The sequence below is a fragment of the Actinoallomurus sp. NPDC052308 genome (genome assembly GCF_040679195.1).
In the GTDB taxonomy this organism is placed as follows: domain Bacteria; phylum Actinomycetota; class Actinomycetes; order Streptosporangiales; family Streptosporangiaceae; genus Actinoallomurus; species Actinoallomurus liliacearum.
Genome location: NZ_JBFAUM010000003.1, coordinates 81,876 through 100,819, shown reverse-complemented (window position 1 = coordinate 100,819; position 18,944 = coordinate 81,876). Strand labels below are relative to the sequence as shown.

At 71.4% G+C, this 18,944-nt stretch carries 17 protein-coding genes; 7 read left to right on the top strand and 10 right to left on the bottom strand.

Annotation, left to right across the window (positions count from 1 at the left end):
- Positions 1-31 precede the first annotated feature (31 nt).
- On the bottom strand, positions 32-1,708 hold the full coding sequence (gene ctaD / locus AB0L00_RS11800; protein WP_364431880.1) for a cytochrome c oxidase subunit I: 1,677 nt from the start codon (positions 1,706-1,708) through the stop codon (positions 32-34).
- Between the two features lie 205 nt (positions 1,709-1,913).
- On the opposite strand from ctaD, the gene AB0L00_RS11795 reads away from it, so the two are divergent.
- Complete coding sequence (locus AB0L00_RS11795) at positions 1,914-3,932, top strand: S53 family peptidase (RefSeq protein WP_364431877.1); 2,019 nt, start codon at positions 1,914-1,916, stop codon at positions 3,930-3,932.
- Positions 3,933-4,087: 155 nt separating this feature from the next.
- Here AB0L00_RS11795 and AB0L00_RS11790 read toward each other — a convergent pair whose 3' ends face one another.
- Positions 4,088-4,999, bottom strand: a complete 912-nt coding sequence (locus tag AB0L00_RS11790; protein WP_364431874.1) for a hypothetical protein — start codon at positions 4,997-4,999, stop codon at positions 4,088-4,090.
- A 380-nt stretch (positions 5,000-5,379) separates the two neighbouring features.
- Here AB0L00_RS11790 and AB0L00_RS11785 point away from each other — a divergent pair, with 380 nt between their 5' ends.
- Positions 5,380-5,739, top strand: a complete 360-nt coding sequence (locus tag AB0L00_RS11785) for a hypothetical protein (protein ID WP_364431871.1) — start codon at positions 5,380-5,382, stop codon at positions 5,737-5,739.
- On the opposite strand, the gene AB0L00_RS11780 is transcribed toward AB0L00_RS11785, so the two are convergent.
- Complete coding sequence (locus AB0L00_RS11780; protein ID WP_364431868.1) at positions 5,740-6,810, bottom strand: enolase C-terminal domain-like protein; 1,071 nt, start codon at positions 6,808-6,810, stop codon at positions 5,740-5,742.
- Positions 6,807-9,689 carry an FAD-linked oxidase C-terminal domain-containing protein gene (locus AB0L00_RS11775; protein ID WP_364431865.1) on the bottom strand — a complete coding sequence of 961 codons (2,883 nt, stop codon included), beginning with the start codon at positions 9,687-9,689 and terminating at the stop codon, positions 6,807-6,809. Before AB0L00_RS11775 ends, AB0L00_RS11780 begins: the two co-directional genes overlap by 4 nt.
- Before the next feature lie 80 nt (positions 9,690-9,769).
- On the opposite strand from AB0L00_RS11775, the gene AB0L00_RS11770 reads away from it, so the two are divergent.
- A complete protein-coding gene (locus tag AB0L00_RS11770) occupies positions 9,770-11,554 on the top strand; it encodes a thiamine pyrophosphate-requiring protein (protein WP_364431862.1) in 1,785 nt (594 codons plus the stop codon).
- Between the two features lie 54 nt (positions 11,555-11,608).
- Complete coding sequence (locus AB0L00_RS11765) at positions 11,609-11,788, top strand: hypothetical protein (RefSeq protein WP_364431859.1); 180 nt, start codon at positions 11,609-11,611, stop codon at positions 11,786-11,788.
- Between the two features lie 69 nt (positions 11,789-11,857).
- Here the strand turns inward: AB0L00_RS11765 and AB0L00_RS11760 are convergent, their stop codons facing one another.
- From AB0L00_RS11760 to AB0L00_RS11750, 3 genes are all read right to left on the bottom strand, one after another.
- Positions 11,858-12,019 carry a hypothetical protein gene (locus tag AB0L00_RS11760; protein ID WP_345353787.1) on the bottom strand — a complete coding sequence of 54 codons (162 nt, stop codon included), beginning with the start codon at positions 12,017-12,019 and terminating at the stop codon, positions 11,858-11,860.
- A 166-nt stretch (positions 12,020-12,185) separates the two neighbouring features.
- Positions 12,186-12,998 carry a GAF domain-containing protein gene (locus AB0L00_RS11755; protein WP_364431856.1) on the bottom strand — a complete coding sequence of 271 codons (813 nt, stop codon included), beginning with the start codon at positions 12,996-12,998 and terminating at the stop codon, positions 12,186-12,188.
- 90 nt (positions 12,999-13,088) lie between these two features.
- Complete coding sequence (locus AB0L00_RS11750; protein ID WP_364431853.1) at positions 13,089-13,742, bottom strand: universal stress protein; 654 nt, start codon at positions 13,740-13,742, stop codon at positions 13,089-13,091.
- A gap of 406 nt (positions 13,743-14,148) precedes the next feature.
- On the opposite strand from AB0L00_RS11750, the gene AB0L00_RS11745 reads away from it, so the two are divergent.
- Entirely contained in the window at positions 14,149-14,364 is a 216-nt protein-coding gene (locus AB0L00_RS11745; RefSeq protein WP_364431850.1) for a V-type ATP synthase subunit F, read from the top strand.
- 70 nt (positions 14,365-14,434) lie between these two features.
- Entirely contained in the window at positions 14,435-15,172 is a 738-nt protein-coding gene (locus AB0L00_RS11740; RefSeq protein WP_364431847.1) for an HAD family hydrolase, read from the top strand.
- A 27-nt stretch (positions 15,173-15,199) separates the two neighbouring features.
- On the opposite strand, the gene AB0L00_RS11735 is transcribed toward AB0L00_RS11740, so the two are convergent.
- Positions 15,200-16,066 carry a universal stress protein gene (locus AB0L00_RS11735; RefSeq protein ID WP_364431844.1) on the bottom strand — a complete coding sequence of 289 codons (867 nt, stop codon included), beginning with the start codon at positions 16,064-16,066 and terminating at the stop codon, positions 15,200-15,202.
- A 183-nt stretch (positions 16,067-16,249) separates the two neighbouring features.
- On the opposite strand from AB0L00_RS11735, the gene AB0L00_RS11730 reads away from it, so the two are divergent.
- Positions 16,250-16,837: a hypothetical protein gene (locus tag AB0L00_RS11730; protein WP_364431841.1), complete on the top strand. Its 588-nt coding sequence runs from the start codon at positions 16,250-16,252 to the stop codon at positions 16,835-16,837.
- 22 nt (positions 16,838-16,859) lie between these two features.
- Here AB0L00_RS11730 and AB0L00_RS11725 read toward each other — a convergent pair whose 3' ends face one another.
- Both AB0L00_RS11725 and AB0L00_RS11720 read right to left on the bottom strand, forming a co-directional pair.
- Entirely contained in the window at positions 16,860-17,855 is a 996-nt protein-coding gene (locus AB0L00_RS11725) for a hypothetical protein (RefSeq protein WP_364431838.1), read from the bottom strand.
- 99 nt (positions 17,856-17,954) lie between these two features.
- On the bottom strand, positions 17,955-18,869 hold the full coding sequence (locus tag AB0L00_RS11720; RefSeq protein ID WP_364431835.1) for a universal stress protein: 915 nt from the start codon (positions 18,867-18,869) through the stop codon (positions 17,955-17,957).
- Between the last annotated feature and the right edge of the window lie 75 nt (positions 18,870-18,944).

The following is an 18,944-nucleotide window of genomic DNA, read 5'->3' as shown; positions in this document are numbered from 1 at the left end:
GCGGCCGCACGGGCCGTACGGCGGGAGCCGCTCAGTCCTTCTGCCCGGCCGGGAGCTCCTCGGCCGGGGGCGACGGCAGGCGCGGATAGTGCAGGTCGAAGGCCGGCCGCTCGGAGCGGATCCGCGGGATCGAGAGGAAGTTGTGCCTCGGCGGCGGGCAGGAGGTCGCCCACTCCAGGGAGTTGCCGAAGCCCCAGGGATCGTCGACGCCGACGCGCGGTGCCTTCCGCCAGGTGATGTAGACGTTGTAGATGAACACGAGCGTGGACGCCCCCAGGAGGAACGCGCCGATGCTGGAGATCAGGTTGAAGGTGTAGAAGACCCGGGCGTAGTCGGCGTAGCGGCGCGGCATCCCCTCCGCGCCCAGCCAGTGCTGGATCAGGAACGTCGTGTGGAACCCGATGAACAGCATCCAGAACTGGATCTTCCCCAGCAGGTCGTTCAGCATCTTCCCCGTCATCTTCGGCCACCAGAAGAAGAACCCCGCGAACATCGCGAACACCACCGTGCCGAACAGCACGTAGTGGAAGTGCGCCACGACGAAGTAGGAGTCGTTGACGTGGAAGTCCAGGGGCGGTGACGCGAGGATCACGCCGGTCAGGCCGCCGAACAGAAAGGTGACGAGGAAGCCGATCGACCACAGCATGGGCGACTCGAAGGACAGATGTCCCCGCCACATCGAGCCCACCCAGTTGAAGAACTTGACCCCGGTCGGAATCGCGATCAGGAACGTCATGAAGGAGAAGAACGGCAGCAGGACCTGCCCGGTGGGGAACATGTGGTGCGCCCAGACCGTCGCCGACAGGCCGGTGATGGCCATCGTCGCGCCGACCATGCCGACGTAGCCGAACAACGGTTTCCGGGCGAAGACCGGGATGACCTCGGTGACGATGCCGAAGAACGGCAGCGCGACGATGTACACCTCCGGGTGGCCGAAGAACCAGAACAGGTGCTGCCAGATCATGCCGCCGTTCACCTGCGCGTCGAACACGTGCGCGCCGAGTTTGCGGTCCGCCTCCAGGGCGAGCAGCGCGGCGGCCAGGACGGGGAAGGCCAGCAGGACGAGGACGCCGGTGAACAGGATGTTCCACGTGAAGATCGGCATCCGGAACATCGTCATGCCCGGCGCCCGCATGCAGATGATCGTCGTGATGAAGTTGACCGAGGTCAGGATGGTTCCCATCCCGGACAGGACGAGTCCCATGATCCACAGGTCCGGGCCGAGGCCGGGCGAGTGGGCGGCGCCGTTCAACGGCGCGTAGGCGTACCAGCCGAAGGCGGCCGGACCGTTCGGGACGAAGCCCGACGCGAGCACCATCAGCCCGCCGAACAGGAAGAACCAGTAGCTGAGCATGTTCATCCGTGGGAACGCCACGTCCGGCGCGCCGATCTGCAGCGGCATGATCACGTTGGCGAACCCGGCGAACAGGGGTGTGGCGAACAGCAGCAACATGATCGTGCCGTGCAGGGTGAACAGCACGTTGTACTGCTGGTTGCTCATGATCTGCAGGCCGGGCTGCATGAGCTCGGCGCGGATGAGCATCGCCATCAACCCGGCGGCCAGGAAGAAGAAGAACGAGGTGACCAGGTACAGATAACCGATCACCTTGTGATCGGTCGAGGTCAGCCAGCCGACGAGGATCTGCCCCTTGGAACGGGGCTGGGACGGCTGCGCCGCCGTAGGCGGCGTACGCCCAAGTAGGACCATCGAGGTCTCCCCCTGCCCTCAGGCACCGCCGCCTTCCACTATTAGCCGTCGCGCCGCCGCGCGCAAGAGTGGCGCTAGATGTCCAGTTGTGGCCCCCAGTTCCCGATTTTCGCATCTATTCCATAACAACTCTTGATTAACAGGGTCCCCACCGAAATCCTCGCGTCGCGGCGTTCCCCTACGCCGCTCACGAAAGGACTGGTGGATGTCCCGAGACGGACGACGTCGCGTGCTGACCGCCGCGGCCCTGGCCCTGCCGCTCCTCGCGGCGGGCCTGTCGGCCACGACGACGGCACAGGCGAACGACCGGAGACCGGTCGCGGGCACCAGGCCCGCCTGGGCCCGTGCCTCCGCCGACCGCGGCAAGACCAACGACGCCCAGCGGCTCGACGCGAGGATCTGGCTGGCCGGGAAGGACCCGAAGGGTCTCGACGCCTACGCCGAGGCCGTGTCCACGCCCGGCAGCGCGCAATACCGCAAGTTCCTCACCCCCGCCGACTTCAATGCCCGCTTCGGCCCCACGGCCGAGCAGGTCAAGGCCGTCGAGTCCTGGCTGGACTCGGCGGGTCTGCAGGTGGACACGGCCGGCTCCAACAGCCACTACGTCCACGTCACCGGCCGCGTCTCCGAGGCCAAGAAGGCGTTCGGCACCGACTTCCGCAACTACGCCGCCCAGAACACGATCGTGCGGGCGCCCTCCGGCGATGCGACCGTCCCCGCCTCGGTCGCCTCGGCCGTGCGTACGATCACCGGCCTGGACAGCGCCAAGCACGTCCGGGTGGCCGGCGACACGCTGCCGCCGCCCGAGCCCAACTACTGGGTCGCCCAGCCGTGCGAGCAGTACTACGGCCAGAAGATCGCCACCAAGCAGCCCAAGGCGTACGGCAAGCACCAGCCGTACGCGATGTGCGGCCTGCTGCCGAAGCAGCTCCGCGGTGCGTACGGCGCCACCAAGAGCGGCCTGACCGGTAAGGGCTCGACGGTCGCGATCGTCGACGCCTACGCCGCGCCCAAGATGCTCGAGGTCTCGAACACCTTCTCCAAGAAGTACGGTGAGCAGCCGTTCGCCAAGGGCCAATACCGCGAGGTCCTGCCCGCCACGTTCGACAAGACGGACGAGTGCGGGGCCTCCGGGTGGTACGGCGAGGAGGCCCTCGATGTCACGGCCGTGCACGCCGTGGCGCCCAAGGCCAAGGTCGTGTACGTAGGCGCGCAGAACTGCTACGACACCGGCCTGGACGATGCCCTCCTGAACATCGTCGACAACCACCTGGCCGACATCGTCAGCAACTCCTGGGGCGACCTGTCGGAGCACTACGACTCCGCGATGATCGACGCGGAGGAGTCGATCTACAAGCAGGGCGCGATCGAGGGCATCGGCTTCTACTTCTCGACCGGTGACTGCGGCTACGAGGTGCCCAAGACGCCATGCCAGGCGCGGTACGGCGACAGCGGGTCGACGAAGCGGCAGACGGACATGCCGGCCTCCGACCCGTGGGTGACCGCGGTCGGCGGCACGACCCTCGCGGTCGGCAAGCGCAACGACTACAAGTTCGAGACCGGCTGGAACTTCACCACCGACAGCCTGTCCAAGGACGGCAAGAAGTGGGACCCGGCGCCTCCCGGCCACTACCCGGACAACTACGCGGGCGGCTCCGGCGGCGGCACCAGCGAGCTGTTCACCCAGCCCGGCTACCAGCGGGCGGTCGTGCCGTCGTCGCTGAGCCGTACGCTGCCGGACGGTTCGAAGGCGGCCAAGCCGATGCGCGTCATCCCGGACATCGCGGCCGTCGCCGACTCGACGACCGGCATCCGGTACCCGGAGTGGGCGCAGCTGCCGGACGGGTCGTACGGCTACGCGGAGAGCCGCGTCGGCGGCACCAGCCTCGCCTGCCCGGTCATCGCGGGCCTGCAGGCGCTCGCCCAGCAGCGTCAGGGCGGCGCGCCGATCGGCTTCGCCAACCCGGCGATCTACCTGCGGGCGGGCAAGGGCCTGCTCCACGACGTGACCGACACCCCGCTCGGCAAGAACAACCCGGTGGCGTTCGTGCGGACGAACTACACCGACCCGTACGCCAAGCAGGGCCCGCTGGTCTACGTGCTGCGCACCACCGGCAACTACGGCATCCCCAAGGGTGACGCGCTGCCCGCGGTCCGCGGCTACGACAGCATCACCGGCGTCGGCACCCCGACGTCGAAGTACCTGCTGTCCTACCGGTTCTGACCGGACCTGACCGGCCATAGCCGGCCGGCGAAGGGGGCCGGGTGCGTCAGCGCACCCGGCCCCCTTCATGTCCCCAGGGCGTACCGGGCCGGACCTAACGTTCGGCAAGCCACCCGGGGATGAACGAGGCGAAGCCCTTCGTCTCCGGGGGGCGGTCAGGCTCGCATGACGGAGCGGAGCTGCTCGCGGGCGTCGTGCATCTCCGGCAGTCCCGCCCAGCGGCCCGACAGCCGGTAGACGCCGGCGATGTGGTCGTTGACCCGGACCGAGGAGACGAGCGGCACGATGCGGGCGAGCGCGGTCATGCGGTCGGCGGCCATGGGCGCGTCGCCGGCTCGCAGCGCCGCCTCGACCTCCCACGCCTGGTAGGCGACGAAGAGGAGGGTGGAGCACTGCGCGCCGAGGCGGACGGCCTCGGCGATGGCGGACCGGGCGCCGCCGTGCTCACGCATCCCCAGCATGGCGACCCCGACGTTGCCCAGCATGTCGGACATCCCGTACGTCGGCAGGCCGTCGACGACGAGCGCCTCCTCCAGCACCTCCCGTGCCGCGCGCTCCTGCCCGGGCAGCAGCGCCAGGGAGCGCCCGAGCCGCAGCCGCAGCCACGCCCGGCGGGCCGGTGGCAGGTCGCCGAGCCGGAGGCCGAGCCGCGCGTACATCGCACCGCGGTCGCCTCGTCGCTGGTCGATGTTGATGCGGCTCAGGGTGCTGTACGCGTCGGCCTGGGCGCGGGTGCTGCCGGAGCGCCGGGCCAGGTCGAGCGCGAACACCCCGGTCTGCTCGGCCGCGGCGTAGCGCCGGGAGTCGTACAGCACGCGCGCGGCCTCGCACGCGAGGTCGGAGGATGCCTCCTGGAGCGCCCGGTCGGACCCGCTGACGGCCGGCCCGACCTTCCGTAGATGCCGGAGCGCCGTGGAGACGACCGGGATTCCGCCCTGCTGATAGCGGTCGTGCGCGAGGCGTTCGGCGAGTTGCCGGACGTAACCCGGATCCTGATAAGGGCCGACCTTCGGAGTTGGAACGAAAGTGATGGATGCGGCCGCCGCGACGAACTCTCTGCGCCTCACGGGATCGTCCTCCGAAATGGGCGATATGCGTACTTCCCAACCTATGCGGTTCAGCAGCCGTTCCGTACGGGCGATTCCAGGATCGCGCATCCCGCGCGACGCCTGGGACACCCAGCTCTGAGATACGCCCAGCTCACGGGCGAGATCGAGCTGCGACCAGCCGCGCAGCCCCATGATCGAATGAAGCGCCTCCGGGAGACCGTGACCGTCCATATTCGCAGAGTAGTGCGCACCGCACTCACCCGGCTACCGTCGCCACCCGGAAGGCGTGCATCATTTCCAACAAAACAGAGGACCGTTCGAAACAGCCTCATTGACCGGCTGAAACAGCAGGTGTCGATAACCTGTTCGAAGACCGGTCATTCGGGAAGGGAACTCCCATGGGCGCATGTCCCACTCCCCACCGCGAAGCCCTCGAACACGCGCTCCGCGCCCTCGCGGACGCGGTGGCCGCGCTCGGGCTGCACGTCACGATGGCCGGGCCGCTGACCCTGGTGGTCAGCGGTGAGCGGCCCGCGCCCGAGGACCCGGGCGACCGGCTCGCCGCGCTTCTCGAGCCCACCGAGCCGCTCAGTCAGTCCGTCACGATCGAGTCCCACGACGGCCGGCTCTGGTGGTGCTGGGTGTGGGCCGACGTCGACCGCGGCGGCCACGACTCCGAGCCGATCCGGCCGATCGAGGAGGTCGAGGAGGTGGCCCGGCGCGTCCGCACCGTGGTCGCCCTGCCCTCCACGACCTGATCATCGGACGCGGTACCGCTCGGCGTCGGCGTGTTTGAAACTCAGCCCGAGGCCCGGAGCGTCCTCACGCGGGCGGACGCAGCCGCCCTTCGGCGACAGGGCGCCGTCGAAGAGCATCGACTCGATCCGCACGTGGTCGTGGAACCACTCGATGTGCCGCGCGTTCGGGATCGCGGCCATCGCCGCCGCGTGCAGGTGCGGCGCGCAGTGCGCCGACAGGTCCTTGCCGTGCGCGCGGGCCAGGCCGGCCACGCGCAGGAACTCGGTGATGCCCCCGACCCGGGTGACGTCGGCCTGCGGGCAGTCGACGGCGTCGATGATCCGGGTGAAGTACGGCAGGTCGTAACCGTACTCACCGGCGGCCACCTCGCACTCCACCGCCGATCGGACCTCCCGCAGGCCGGGCAGGTCGTCGGAGGAGACCGGTTCCTCGAACCACCGCAGGTCCACGTCGGCGGCCTGGTGGGCGACGCGGATGGCCTGCTTGGCGGAGTAGGCGCCGTTGGCGTCGGCGTACAGCTCCACGCCGCCGCCGACGACCTCGCGGGCGAGCTCGAGCCGCTGCAGGTCGCGGCTCTCCCTGCTCCCCCACGACTCGCCGATCTTGATCTTCACCCGCGGAATGCCGAGGTCCCCGGCCCAGTGCCCGAGCTGCTCCCGCGTCCGGCCCGCGTCGTATGTGGTGAAGCCCCCGGAGCCGTACACCGGCACCTCGGTGCGGACGGCGCCGAGGAGCCGGTGCAGCGGGAGTCCGAGGGTACGTGCCCGCAGATCCCACAGCGCGCAGTCGACCGCGGAGATCGCCATCGAGCAGATCCCCGGCCGGCCGGCGTTGCGGACCGTCCGGCACATCGCCTCGTGCGAGGCGGCGACGTCCTCGCTCACCACCGAGGCCAGCTCACCGGTCACGACGTCGGCGACGGCGGCCGGGCCGTACGTCCAGCCGAGGCCGGAACGGCCGTCCGCGCGGACCTCGACGAGCACCATCGTCGTCGACGTCCACTCCAGCGTGCCGTCGGCCTCGGGTCCGTCGGTCGGGATCGTGTACGCGGAGGCGTGCAGCTCGATCACGTGAACACCTCCGCCAGGAGCTCGGCGAGGTGGACGGGCCGGGCGTCAGTCCGCTGCTCGATCTGGGTGCGGCAGGAGAAGCCGTCGGCGAGGATCCGGGTGCCGTCCGTCGCGTCGCGCACGGCGGGCAGCACACCCAGCTCGCCGACGCCGACGGACACCTCGTAGTGCCCGCGCTCGAAGCCGAAGTTGCCGGCGAGGCCGCAGCAGCCCTCGTCGAGGACCTCGGCCTCGATCCCGGCGCGCTTGAGCAGCTCGCCGTCGGCGTCGAAGCCCCAGATGGCGTGCTGATGGCAGTGCGGCTGCGCGATGGCGTGGATCCCGGTGCCGGGCGGTGGCGCGGTGACGAACGCGGGCGCCCGGTCGAGGAGGAACTCCGACAGTGAGTGCGTCTGCTTCGCCAGCAGCTTCACGTCCTCGGACACCGGCTCCCCGGCCAGCAGCTCCGGCGCGTCGGAGCGGAAGACGGCCGAGCAGCTCGGCTCCAGGCCCACGACGGGCACGCCCCGGCGCAGCCGTGGGGCGAGGGCACGGACCGTGCGGCGCAACACGCGGGCGGCCACACCGAGCTGGCCGGTGGAGATCCAGGTCAGCCCGCAGCAGAGCGGGACGGGCGGCACCTCGACGCGGAACCCGGCGGCCTCCAGCACGCGTACGGCGGCCTTCCCGGCCGCGGGGTGGAAGTTGTTCGTGAAGGTGTCCGGCCACAGCACGACCGGGTCGCCGTCCCCCTGGGATCCGCGCCGGGCGAACCAGTCGGTGAAGCGTTCCCCGGCGAACCGCGGCAGGTCACGACGCTGGTCGACGCCACCGGCCCACTTGACGACGCGGTTCAGGCCGGGTGCGTGCGTCACCGCGTTGACCACGCCCGGCGCCGCGGCGGCCAGCCGCGCGGACAGGGGCAGCCAGCCCATCGAGTAGTGCGGGCGGGGCCGGAGCCGCCACCGGTAGTGGTGGGCCAGGAACTCCGCCTTGTAGGTCGCCATGTCCACGTGGACTGGGCAGTCGCCGCGGCAGCCCTTGCAGGCCAGGCACAGGTCCAGGGCGTCGTCGACGTCCTTGGAGCGCCAGCCGTCGGTGATCACCTCGCCGCGCATCATCTCCATGAGGACACGGGCGCGGCCGCGCGTGGAGTGCTCCTCCTCGCGGGTCACCCGGTAGCTCGGGCACATCACGCCGCCAGAGGTCGACCGGCACTTGCCGATGCCCACGCAGCGGGCGGCGGCGTGGGTGAACCGGTGGTGGTCATCCGGGTAGGAGAAGTGCGTCCGGGGCTCGCGCGGGTTGTAGTCGAGGTGGTCGAGGTTCTCGTCGAGCCGGTACACGCGGCGGCCGGCCGGCGCGGCGACCTTGCCCGGATTCATCCGATCGTCGGGGTCGAAGATCTGCTTGTACCGGCCGAACAGCGCCACGACCTCGTCGCCGAACATGATCGGCAGGAGTTCCGCGCGGGACTGCCCGTCGCCGTGCTCGCCGGACAGCGACCCGCCGTACGACGCCACCAGCCGGGCGGCCCGCTCGGCGAACCGCCGGTACTTCCCCACCCCGTCCGGGTCCTCGAGGTCGAAGGCGATGCGGGTGTGCACGCAGCCCTGCCCGAAGTGCCCGTACAGCGACGCCTGCCCGTAGTCGAACTCGCTCAGCAGCGCCCGGAAGTCGCGCAGGTAGTCGCCGAGCCGGTCCGGCGGCACGGCGGCGTCCTCCCAGCCCTCGTGCGTGTCGGGGTGGCCCGGCGGATACGCGGTCGCGCCGAGCCCCGCCTCGCGGATCTTCCAGAGGCGTTCCTCCTCGGCGGGGTCGTCCATGAAGACCACGTGCGGATCGTGGTCGGTCCCCCGCAGCTCCTTGATCATGTGCTCGGCCCGCTCGTCGGCCTCCTCGCGGGTGTCGCCGCCGAAGCGGACCATGAGCCAGCCCGACCCCTCGGGCAGTCCCTTCAGGGCGTCCTTGCCCGCGACGTTCTCGGCCCGGGCGATGTCGATGAGCGTCTCGTCGAGGCCCTCCAGCGCGAGCGGCCGGTAGCCCGCGACCTTGGTGACCGCGTCCCCGGCGCGGAAGATGTCGGGATAGCCCAGGACGACGAGCGTCTGCTGGTTCGGCACCGGGAAGAGCTCGATCTCCGCGTGCAGCACGGTGATCAGGGTCGACTCGCTGCCGACCAGCGCCCGCGCCACGTTGAAGTGCTTCTCCGGGAGCAGGGAGTCGAGGTTGTAGCCGGAGATCCGGCGCGGGATGTCCGGGTACCGCGTGCGGATCAGCGCGAGGTTCTCCTCGACGAGCTCCCGCATCGCCCGGTAGATCTCGGCACGGCGGCCGCCCTCGGCGAGGATCTTCTCGTACTCCTCGTCGGAGGTCTCCCCGACCCACATCCGCACGCCGTCGTACGTCAGCACCTCCAGGCGGATCACCGAGTCGGCCATCTTGCCGTACGCCTGCGCGGTCGCGCCGCAGGAGTTGTTGCCGATCATCCCGCCGATCGTGCACGTGTCGTGTGTGGACGGCTTCGGCCCCACCTGCAGCTTGTGCGGGGCCAGCAGGTCGTTCAGGTCGTCCAGGCAGATCCCCGGCTGTACGAGGGCCCGCCGCTCCTTCTCGTCCAGCCGGATGAGGTTGTGGCAGTACTTGGACCAGTCGATGACCACGCCCTCGTTGCAGCACTCGCCCGCGAGACTCGTCCCGCCGCCCCGCGAGAACACCGGCGCCCCGTGCTCCCGGCAGACCGCGATCGCCTCGACGGCGGCGTCGACGTTGTGCGGCACCACCACGCCGATCGGCGTCTGCCGGTAGTTGGAGGAGTCATGGGCGTACGCCGCGCGCGAGCCCGCGTCGAACCGGACCTCCCCATCGACCCGCGCTTCGAGATCTCGCTGAAGGCTCATAAGACTCCGGTTACCCGCCCGGCAGGTTTCAATCGCGTGCGCCGGGAACGGCGTCCTTAGTGACCGCACGAGGAGGAGAGATGACGCGAACTGTCGCCGACCACCTGTTGGAACGCCTCCGTGAGTGGGGCGTGGAGTACCTTTTCGGGTATCCGGGGGACGGCATCAACGGCATCATCGCCGCGCTCGAGCGGGCGGACGACAACCCCAAGTTCATTCAGGCCCGGCATGAGGAGATGTCCGCCTTCGAGGCCGTCGGGTACGCCAAACTCAGCGGGAAGCCCGCCGTCTGCATGGCGACCAGCGGGCCGGGCGCGATCCACCTGCTGAACGGCCTGTACGACGCCAAGCTCGACCACGTCCCGGTGGTCGCGATCGTCGGGCAGACCGCCCGGTCGGCGATGGGCGGCAACTACCAGCAGGAGGTCGACCTGCTGTCGCTCTTCAAGGACGTCGCGAGCGAGTACGTGCAGATGGCGACCGTGCCGGCGCAGTTCCCGAACCTGCTGGACCGCGCGATCCGGATCGCCATGGACGAGCGGGCCCCCACGGCCATCATCATCCCGTCCGACCTGCAGGAAGTGGAGTACGAGCCGCCCGCGCACGCGTTCAAGAACGTCCCCTCCAGCGCCCCCGGCTACACGCCGCCCGTCACCGTCGCGCCGCCCCAGGAGATCGAGCGGGCGGCGGAGGTCCTCAACTCCGGGGAGAAGGTCGCCATCCTCATCGGGCAGGGCGCCCGCAGCGCGGCCGCGGAGGTGCACGAGGTCGCCGAGCTGACCGGCGCCGGCGTGGCCAAGGCGCTGCTCGGCAAGGACGTGCTGCCGGACACCCTGCCGTACGTCACCGGCTCCATCGGCCTGCTCGGCACCCGGCCGTCGTGGGAGCTGATGCGTGACTGCGACACGCTGCTGATCGTCGGGTCGAACTTCCCCTACACCCAGTTCCTCCCCGACTTCGGCCAGGCGCGCGCCGTGCAGATCGACGTCGACGGCAAGCTGATCGGGATGCGCTATCCGACCGAGGTCAACCTGGTCGGCGACGCGGCCGAGACGCTGCGGCAGCTCATCCCCCGGCTCAAGAAGAACAAGAACCGCTCCTGGCGCAAGAAGGTCGAGAAGAACGTCGAGCGGTGGTGGGGCACCGTCGAGCGCGAGGCCATGGTCGAGGCCGACCCGATCAACCCCATGCGGCTCTTCTACGAGCTCAACGACCGGCTGCCGAAGAACGCCATCCTGACCGCAGACTCAGGATCGGCGGCGAACTGGTACGCCCGCGACCTGCGGCTGCCGTCGGGCGTCCGCGGCACGCTGTCCGGGACGCTGGCCACGATGGGGCCGGGTGTGCCGTACGCCATCGGCGCGAAGTTCGCCCACCCCGATCGGCCCGCGATCGCGTTCGTCGGCGACGGGGCCATGCAGATGAACGGCATGGCGGAGCTGATCACGATCCGCCGCTACGCCGACCGCTGGCAGGACCCGCGGCTGATCGTCGCCGTGCTGCACAACAACGACCTGAACCAGGTCACGTGGGAGCTGCGGGCGATGGGCGGCGCGCCGAAGTTCGAGGAGTCGCAGGTGCTGCCCGAGGTCTCCTACGCCGGGTTCGCGAGCATGATCGGCCTGGAGGGGATCCACGTCGACAAGCCCGACGAGATCGGGCCCGCCTGGGACCGCGCGCTGAGCGCGGACGGCCCGGTCGTGCTCGACGTCCGGTGCGATCCCGACATCCCGCCGATCCCGCCGCACGCGGAGTTCTCACAGATCAAGGACATGACCGAGGCGGTCCTCAAGGGCGATCCCGACCGGGTGGGGATCGTGAAGAAGGGGATCAAGACCAAGATGCAGGAGCTGATCCACCGCTGAGCGCGCGGGCGCTCCTGCCATCCGCCGACCGCACCCCGACCCGTGGAGGTACTCATGGACTCAGATCCGCGCGAGACGCAGGACGAGGACCGGCAGTCGAACTCGGCCGCGCGCCTCTCGGAGCAGGCCGCCGAGCACGTCGGACGCGGCTACGACTCGACCCAGGACGCCTTCGTGCGCGAGCAGCGCGAACAGGGCAAATCCGAGGACGATGAGGACGTCTCTCCGAGCTGACCCCGGGCACCCCTGATCGAAACGCCGACGCGGGCCCCACATGGGGTCCGCGTCGGCACAGGGGCGTTCCTAGCCGTGTTCCGGGCGCTCGGATCGGCGCGGTCCGCCTTCGACCTCGCGTCTGACCTCCCGCTCGGCCCGGCGCCGGGCCTCGGCGAAGTAACGCTTGGGGTCACGGATCATGCGCTCCGAGCGATCGTCGGAGTCCTGCACGACGATGTCGTCCGCCATATCCACTCCCTCCCTTTCCGTAAGTGTCGGTGCCGTCGGGGCGAAGGTCAATCCGGATCACCCGCCGCCTCGGCGCGGGGTCCGATCCCGCCGCCTCGGCGCGGGGTCCGATCAGACGGGCCGGCACGGGATCCGGTTCCGCCGTCCGGCGTGGGCTTCGGTCCGGTCACCGGCCGACCCGGAGCACTCCCTCGTCCGGTGCCCCGTACGCGAGCGCGTCGGCGAGCAGGCCGGCCAGCAGCCGGACGAACGGCACCTCCGCCTCGGTCACCCCGGCGACGTCGATGGCGTCGACCGTGAGGATGCCGAACGCCCGATGCCCGGCGACCACGGGCACCGCGACGAACGACCGGTACCCGTGCTGGGCCGAGCCGCGCCACCCCGGCGGCGGGTCGGCCTCGACGTCCAGCGACACGACGTCCTGGTTGTGCCGGATCATCGCGAACACCGAGTCGCCCTCGACGGTGCCCTCCTCGAAGACCGTCACGGGCTCGTCCGCGCGCCCGGCGTACTGCGCGGGCTCCAGCTTGCGCGGTTTGCCCGGCGCGAACCGGAACCAGCAGGCCCGGACGCGTTCGGCGTCGATGAGGTGCGCCGCCGAGTCGAGGATCATCGGGACGGTGGCCTCCCGCAGGTTGCCGCGCTCCTGCCGGTTCGTGGCGGTGGCGATGCGCCCGAGCTGCCGGACGATCGGGTCCAGCGCGTCGTTCATCGTCACCCGCATCTCGACGGCGGCCTCGATGGCCGCCTGCTCGGCCTCCTTGCGCAGCCGTTCCTTGCGGATCTGTTCGTATCCGGGCACCGCAGCGCCCACCACGCTCATGATGATGCTGAGCCCGATCCACCAGGGCTTGAGCGCGCCGCCGTCGCCGGCCTCGGCACCCGCCAGGGCGACCAGGCCGACGGAGGCGACGCTCACGCCGGTGGTGAGGTAGATGCGCCCGACGGGACGCCGGTTGCCCTTGGGAGGTAGCCGCACCCACCGCAGATTAGGCGATCTTCGGTCGATTCGCTTGACCTACGGTCACGATGTCGGTCATCGGTCGACCGCGAGTGAGGCGGCCGTCGTTCAGCCGGGCGGTGCGCGGACGACGGCGACCGGGCAGTGGGCACGGTGGACGACGGCCTGACTCACGGAGCCGAGCAGCATGCCGCTCAGGCCGGCACGGCCGCGGGATCCGACCACGAGGAGCTCCGCGCCGGCGGACTCGTCGATCAGTACCCGGCTCGCCACGCCGAGGCCGACCACCGTCCGTACGTCCGGGCGCCCGTCCGCGAGCCGCGTCAGCATGGCCTCCGCCGCCTCCCGGTCCTCCTCCCGGTCCACGGCGTGGACGACCGTGAGCCCGCACTCGCGGTCGTCCGCCTCGGCGAAGGCGAACCGGATCGCCGCCTCCGACAGGCCGGTCCCGTCCACACCGGCGACGACCCGGCCGGCGGAGGGACCGGGCGCGGCGTCGGGCAGCCCCGGGCGGATGACGACGACCGGTACGTCGGCGCGGACCGCGACCTCCATGGCGGTCGAACCGGTGACCAGCCGGGACATGGCCAGGAAGCCGGTAGATCCGACGACGATCATCGCGGCGTCGGCGGCCTCGGAGAGCAGCCGGTCCGGCTCCCGTCTCGGCAGCACCCGTACGAGCGAGCCGCGCCGGCCCGCCTCCTCGATCGCCCACGTGACGGCCTCGTCCCCGGAGGGGGTGCCGTCGACATAGGCGATCACGGGCCCCGCTTCCTCGGGGATCCGAGAGCCGCTCATCGTTCTTCCCGAAGGTCGGTTCCGCCGGCGACCGTCCCGTCCCACCGGCCGGCCGGGCCGGCGGTCCGCGGATCAGCGGCTCGGCGCAGCCGGGCGGGGCGACGAAGCCGGCCGGCGGGACGGGATGCGCGCGTTCACTACCGGGTTTCCACCCCAGCGGGCGACTAAGCGGGACAAAGGTCCCCTTTCGGGCACCCGGCCGGCCCTGTCCGGCGCGGCCCCGCCTCCGGACGATGAGGGTGCGCCCCGTCCTCGGCCGGCGCGAACCGGCCGGACGGCCCGCCCCTCGTGGCGGCCTCGGGGCGACGCCTTTCTCCCCCCACTGGTGATGACACGGCCAATTAAGGGAAGACCGAAAGAAAGGCATCAGATGGCCAAAATTGCGATCATCGGGGAAGGGGTCAAGGTCACGGGCTTCGGGCTCGCCGGAGCGATCGTCCTGCCCGCGGAAGAACCTGACGCCGTCCGCGCCGCCTGGCGCTCCCTGGGCGCCGACGTCGCCATCGTCATCCTGACCTCGCGGGCCGCCCGTGTCCTGGACGGCGAGCCGTCCTCCTGGCCGCTCACCGTCGTGATGCCGCCATGAGGAGCCGGCCACGCGTCACGGTCGGGCGGTCGTGAAGCGTGCCGGAACAGCACGAGAAGGGGAAACGGCCATGCCGACCACAACCCGCCACTGCGGATGCGGGGACATCGCAGCGGTGATCTTCGGCGTGGACGGCGTCCTCGTCGACACCGCCCACGCGTCGGGCACGGCCTGGAAGGCCGTGCTCGATCCGTTCCTGCGCTCACACGCCGTCGTGTACGAGACGGAATGCCGGTACTTCGACGCGGGCACCGACTACCGCCGGTACATGCAGGGCCGCACCACGATGGACGGCCTGCGCCAGTACCTCACCGCGTGCGAGATCCCCCTGTGCTTCGACGCCCTGCGCGGCCTCGGCGCGCGTCATGAGGAGCTGTTCCTCCTGATCATCGGCCGCCTCGGCGTCCAGGCGTTCGCCTCCTCGGTCGGCGTGGTCCACGCCGTCCGCCTGCACGGGCTGCCCACGGCGGCCGTCTCCGCCACCCGGTACGCCGCCGAACTGCTGCGCCGAGCGGGCCTCGCGGGGCTGTTCGACGTCCGCCTCGACGCGCTCCACCCGACCGAGAAGGGTCCCGCCGTGTCGGCGGACTGCCTCTTGCGGGAGGCGGCGCGCCGGATGCGGGTCGCTCCGGCGCGGACGGCCGTCATCGAGGAGAACCTCACCGCCGTCCAGGCCGCCCGGCGTGCCGGATTCGGTCTCGTCATCGGGGTCGACCGGGGTGGCCGGTCCCTGCTGCTGCCCGAGTACGGGGCGCACCGGGTGATCACCGATCTGTCCGAGCTCGGGGTCGGGGAGCGCGTCGCCTGACCGGCCGCCGTACGGGCCCCGGTGCGCTCACCTGCGGGGTCGTACGACGGCGACCGAGCACGGCGCGTGCACGAGCACGGCGTGGCTCACCGAGCCCAGCCGGAGCCCCGGAACACCGCCGAGTCCCCGATCCCCCACGACGAGCAGCCCGGCGTCGGCTGCGGCCTCCAGCAGCGCGTGCCGCGGCGTCCGCATGACCAGACTGGTCTCGGTCTCGACGTACGGGTACTTCTCCCGCCACGGGCACACCGTGCGCTCCAGCCGCGCGGCGCCGAGCATCCGGAGTTGCTCCGGGTCGCGCAGCATGCCCATCTCGGCCGAGGCGATGGCCTCCGCCTCCCAGCAGGCGAACACCGCCCGTACGGACCGTCCGCGCAGGGCCGCCTCCTCGTAGGCGAACGCCAGCGCGGCCTCGGCGGCGGGCGACCCGTCAACCCCCACGACGATGGGGCCGCCGGGCTCCGGGTCGTCGCGCATCACCAGCACCGGGCAGTGCCCGTAGGCGGCCAGGTGCAGCGCCGTCGATCCGGCGCCGAGGCCGGCGAACCCGCCCCGCCCGTGCGAGCCGACGACGGCCAGCGCGGCGTTCTCGGACTCGTCGATGAGGACGGCCGAGGCCGGGCCGGTCGCGAAGCGCGGCCGTACCGTCAGGGCCGGACGCAGCTGCCGGGCGACGAACACCCCGTGCTCGAGGGTGTGCCGCCCCATCCGCCGCGCCGTCTCCAGCGCTTCGGGCCCCGACGGCGGGACCGGGTACGGCCAGTGCCAGGCGTGGCACACGGTGAGCGGAAGCCGGCGGACCCGCGCCTCCTCCACCGCCCGGCGCAGCGCGCGCTCGGCTCCCGGGGAACCGTCGAAGCCCACCAGGACGTAACTGCCATCGAAGGTCGCCATGGGATCAGATCCCCCCTGCTTCGGCCTATTCGAAGCCAATCGCACCGCGCCTTCGGCCGACAGAGGCGAAGGCCCGCGGAGGGGAAGGACTCTCGGGCCTTCAGGCCAGGACCAGAGACCCTCCCCATTTCCAGGAGAAGACGCCTAACCTGCGGGTAGAGGTGGCCGTGATGGAGGTGTCCCATGCGTGCACTCACTATCCAGGTGCTCGGCTTCATCCGTTACCTGCGCCCGGACCGCAACCCCCTGCGGCGTCCGCTCGACCGGCTCCACTCCCGCCTCGTGGCGGTGCTGGGAGCGCTCTTCCTGATCACGGGCGTCATCGCCTCCGCGCTCATGATCCACTTCGTCGACGGCGCCGGGCTGCGGGCGGAGCACCGCCAGGCGCGGACCCGGTACCAGGTCGACGCGGTGGTGACCGCCACCGGCGCGGCGGCGTCGCGGAACGGTGTCGAGCAGGAGACCCGGTTGCGCTGGCTCGCCCGAACGGGCCGCTGGCATACCGGCGGCGTCGTCCCCGCCGGGGACGACCACGTCGGCGTCCATCGCCGGGTCTGGATCAACCAGGCGGGCGACCTCACGGCCCGGCCCCGCACGCACGCCCAGACGCTGACCGACACCACGCTGGCCGTGTTCGCCGCCCTGACGTCGCTCATGATCCTGCACGCCGGCGCGTACGCCGCGGTCAACCGCCGTCTGGAGCGCCGGCGGATGGTGCTGTGGGAGAACGCGTGGGCCGCCACCGCTCCCCGCTGGACCGGACGCTCCTAGGGCGACGGGCCGGTCGGGTGGGTCACAGTTCGCCGACCGTCACGTCGGCCGCCGGGCGCCTGACGCTGTCGAACTCGTCGTCCGCCACTCCGAACCGCACCATCATCTGGGGGTAGGTACCGTCGCAGAACCGCGCGCGGATGAACTCCCGCAACTCCGGCACCTCCAGCGCCTGGGTGTGGAACGCGGCCGACACGTCGTCCTCGGTGGCGCGCAGCAGCACCCGCTGGAGGGCTTGGCCCGCCCGCAGCCAGTCGTCCCGGCCGTCCCCCATGGTCGCCAGGACGGCGACGACTCCGGTGGCCTCTCCTGGTTCGCCACCGACCAGGCCCCACCCCTGGCCGCGCGCGAAGTCCCGGCCCGCGAAGTGCGGATCGGTGCGGTCCGTATCCCGCGGGTAGGCCGTCTCGGGCACGCCGTCCAGCGGTTCGCTGCACGGCGCGGGCGCCCAGCGGGCCACCTCGTCGACGTACGCCGGGTCCAGGCACTGGACCTGCTCGGCGACCTCCGACAACGCGGCGAGCGCGATGCGGACGCGAGGGTCGGCGACGATCCGCAGTGAGGCGTGTTCGGCGCACGCGTGGGCCCGCAGGGACTGCAGCAGGCCGACCGGCAGCGCGCCGGCCCGGAAGCCACCGCGATGGGTGCGCCGCCGTTTGATCTGGTCGTACATCCGCCGCTCCTCGTCGGTGGCGGACTGCGGCTCGCCCAGGACCACGTCGGCGATCAAGCCCGGCCGGTCCGGGTCGGACGCCATCCGCACCTCCGGCAGCCGCCCGAGGCGGCGTACGGCGAGCCGCAGCGTGAACAGGGCGGCGCCACAGCTGATCAGCATCTCCCGGCCCGACGGATCCGCGACGCTCAGGCGGCGTTCGGTGTCGGAGTGCAATGTGACCGTCTCACCGTGGGGTTCGAACCACCAGGGCTGGGTGTTGTGCGGCGACGGCGCCCACACCGCGGCGTCGACGAGCAGTTGCGCGACCGTCTCCTGGCGCTCCGGCCCGTTCGCGGCATCCATCGTGTCCCCTCCTGTACTCCACGGTCTGGTCGTCACGGCCGGTCCGCCCGAGCCGGGGCACGACGCGCTCCCGCGCGGCCGGCGAGCAGCCCGGGACCGTCACCGCCCGGCAGGTACGACGGCCAGCGGGCACTTCGCCCGGTGCAGCAGCGCGTGCGAGACCGAGCCGAGCAGCAGCCCTTTGAAACCGCCCCGGCCGCGGGTCCCCACGACCAGCAGCTCCGCTCCCTCGGAGGCGTCGGCGAGTACCCGTGCGGCGCGGCCGTGCACCGCCTCCGGGATCACCTCGACGCCGGGGAACTTGCCCCGCCAGGGCACGAGCGCCTCCTCGATCCGCCGCAGCTCGTCCTCGGCCATGACCTGCGGGTCGTACACCAGCGGTTGGATGTCGCCCGGAGCGGTCGAGGCCGGATGCCACCAGGCGTGCATCACGCGCAGCAGCGCGGTCCGCAGCGCCGCCTCCTCGAACGCCAGGGCGATCGCCGCCTCCCCGGTCGCCGCCGTGTCCACGCCGATCACGACCTCCCCCCGGGCCGGCGGTTGCAGGCTCCGGACCACGACGACGGGCACCGGCGCGTGCGCGACCACCTGCAGCGTCGTCGAGCCCAGCAGGAGGCCCGCCACCGCGCCGACTCCGCGGCCGCCCAGCACGACCATCGCGGCCGCACCCGCCCGCTCCAGGAGGATTCGGGTCGCCGGCCCCGGCACGAGCTCGCCTTCGATCTCGACACCGGGAGCGCGCTCGCGCGCGGCCGCGACCGCCTCGTCGACGACCGTACGGCCCTGGGACAGCAGCCACGTCCGTATCGAGGCGAAGCGCGGGTCGACCGGTGTCTCGTACAGCCATGGGGCGACGGCGTGGAGGATCCGCAGGGGCAGGGCCCGGCGGCCCGCCTCCTCGGCGGCCCACCGCGTGGCGGCCGTGCCGCTGTCGGACCCGTCCGTCCCCGCGAGGATCTCGTTCACCAGGGTCGTCTCCTCTCCGGTGCCCGCGGCGCTGCGCTCGGTCGCCATCCGCCATCCGCCATGAAGCCTCATGTTCAGGACATCCGGCGGGAGCCGGGGACTCCAAGGGCGAAAGGTCCTTGA

What these genes read in the sequence shown, in the direction of transcription:
- AB0L00_RS11740 (WP_364431847.1), top strand. Translation starts at nt 14,435, where the DNA reads ATGCCGACCACAACCCGCCACTGCGGATGCGGGGACATCGCAGCGGTG.
- AB0L00_RS11720 (WP_364431835.1), bottom strand. Translation starts at nt 18,869, where the DNA reads ATGGCGACCGAGCGCAGCGCCGCGGGCACCGGAGAGGAGACGACCCTG.
- AB0L00_RS11785 (WP_364431871.1), top strand. Translation starts at nt 5,380, where the DNA reads ATGGGCGCATGTCCCACTCCCCACCGCGAAGCCCTCGAACACGCGCTC.
- AB0L00_RS11760 (WP_345353787.1), bottom strand. Translation starts at nt 12,019, where the DNA reads ATGGCGGACGACATCGTCGTGCAGGACTCCGACGATCGCTCGGAGCGC.
- AB0L00_RS11735 (WP_364431844.1), bottom strand. Translation starts at nt 16,066, where the DNA reads ATGGCGACCTTCGATGGCAGTTACGTCCTGGTGGGCTTCGACGGTTCC.
- AB0L00_RS11745 (WP_364431850.1), top strand. Translation starts at nt 14,149, where the DNA reads ATGGCCAAAATTGCGATCATCGGGGAAGGGGTCAAGGTCACGGGCTTC.
- AB0L00_RS11765 (WP_364431859.1), top strand. Translation starts at nt 11,609, where the DNA reads ATGGACTCAGATCCGCGCGAGACGCAGGACGAGGACCGGCAGTCGAAC.
- ctaD (WP_364431880.1), bottom strand. Translation starts at nt 1,708, where the DNA reads ATGGTCCTACTTGGGCGTACGCCGCCTACGGCGGCGCAGCCGTCCCAG.
- AB0L00_RS11725 (WP_364431838.1), bottom strand. Translation starts at nt 17,855, where the DNA reads ATGGATGCCGCGAACGGGCCGGAGCGCCAGGAGACGGTCGCGCAACTG.
- AB0L00_RS11730 (WP_364431841.1), top strand. Translation starts at nt 16,250, where the DNA reads ATGCGTGCACTCACTATCCAGGTGCTCGGCTTCATCCGTTACCTGCGC.
- AB0L00_RS11770 (WP_364431862.1), top strand. Translation starts at nt 9,770, where the DNA reads ATGACGCGAACTGTCGCCGACCACCTGTTGGAACGCCTCCGTGAGTGG.
- AB0L00_RS11795 (WP_364431877.1), top strand. Translation starts at nt 1,914, where the DNA reads ATGTCCCGAGACGGACGACGTCGCGTGCTGACCGCCGCGGCCCTGGCC.
- AB0L00_RS11775 (WP_364431865.1), bottom strand. Translation starts at nt 9,689, where the DNA reads ATGAGCCTTCAGCGAGATCTCGAAGCGCGGGTCGATGGGGAGGTCCGG.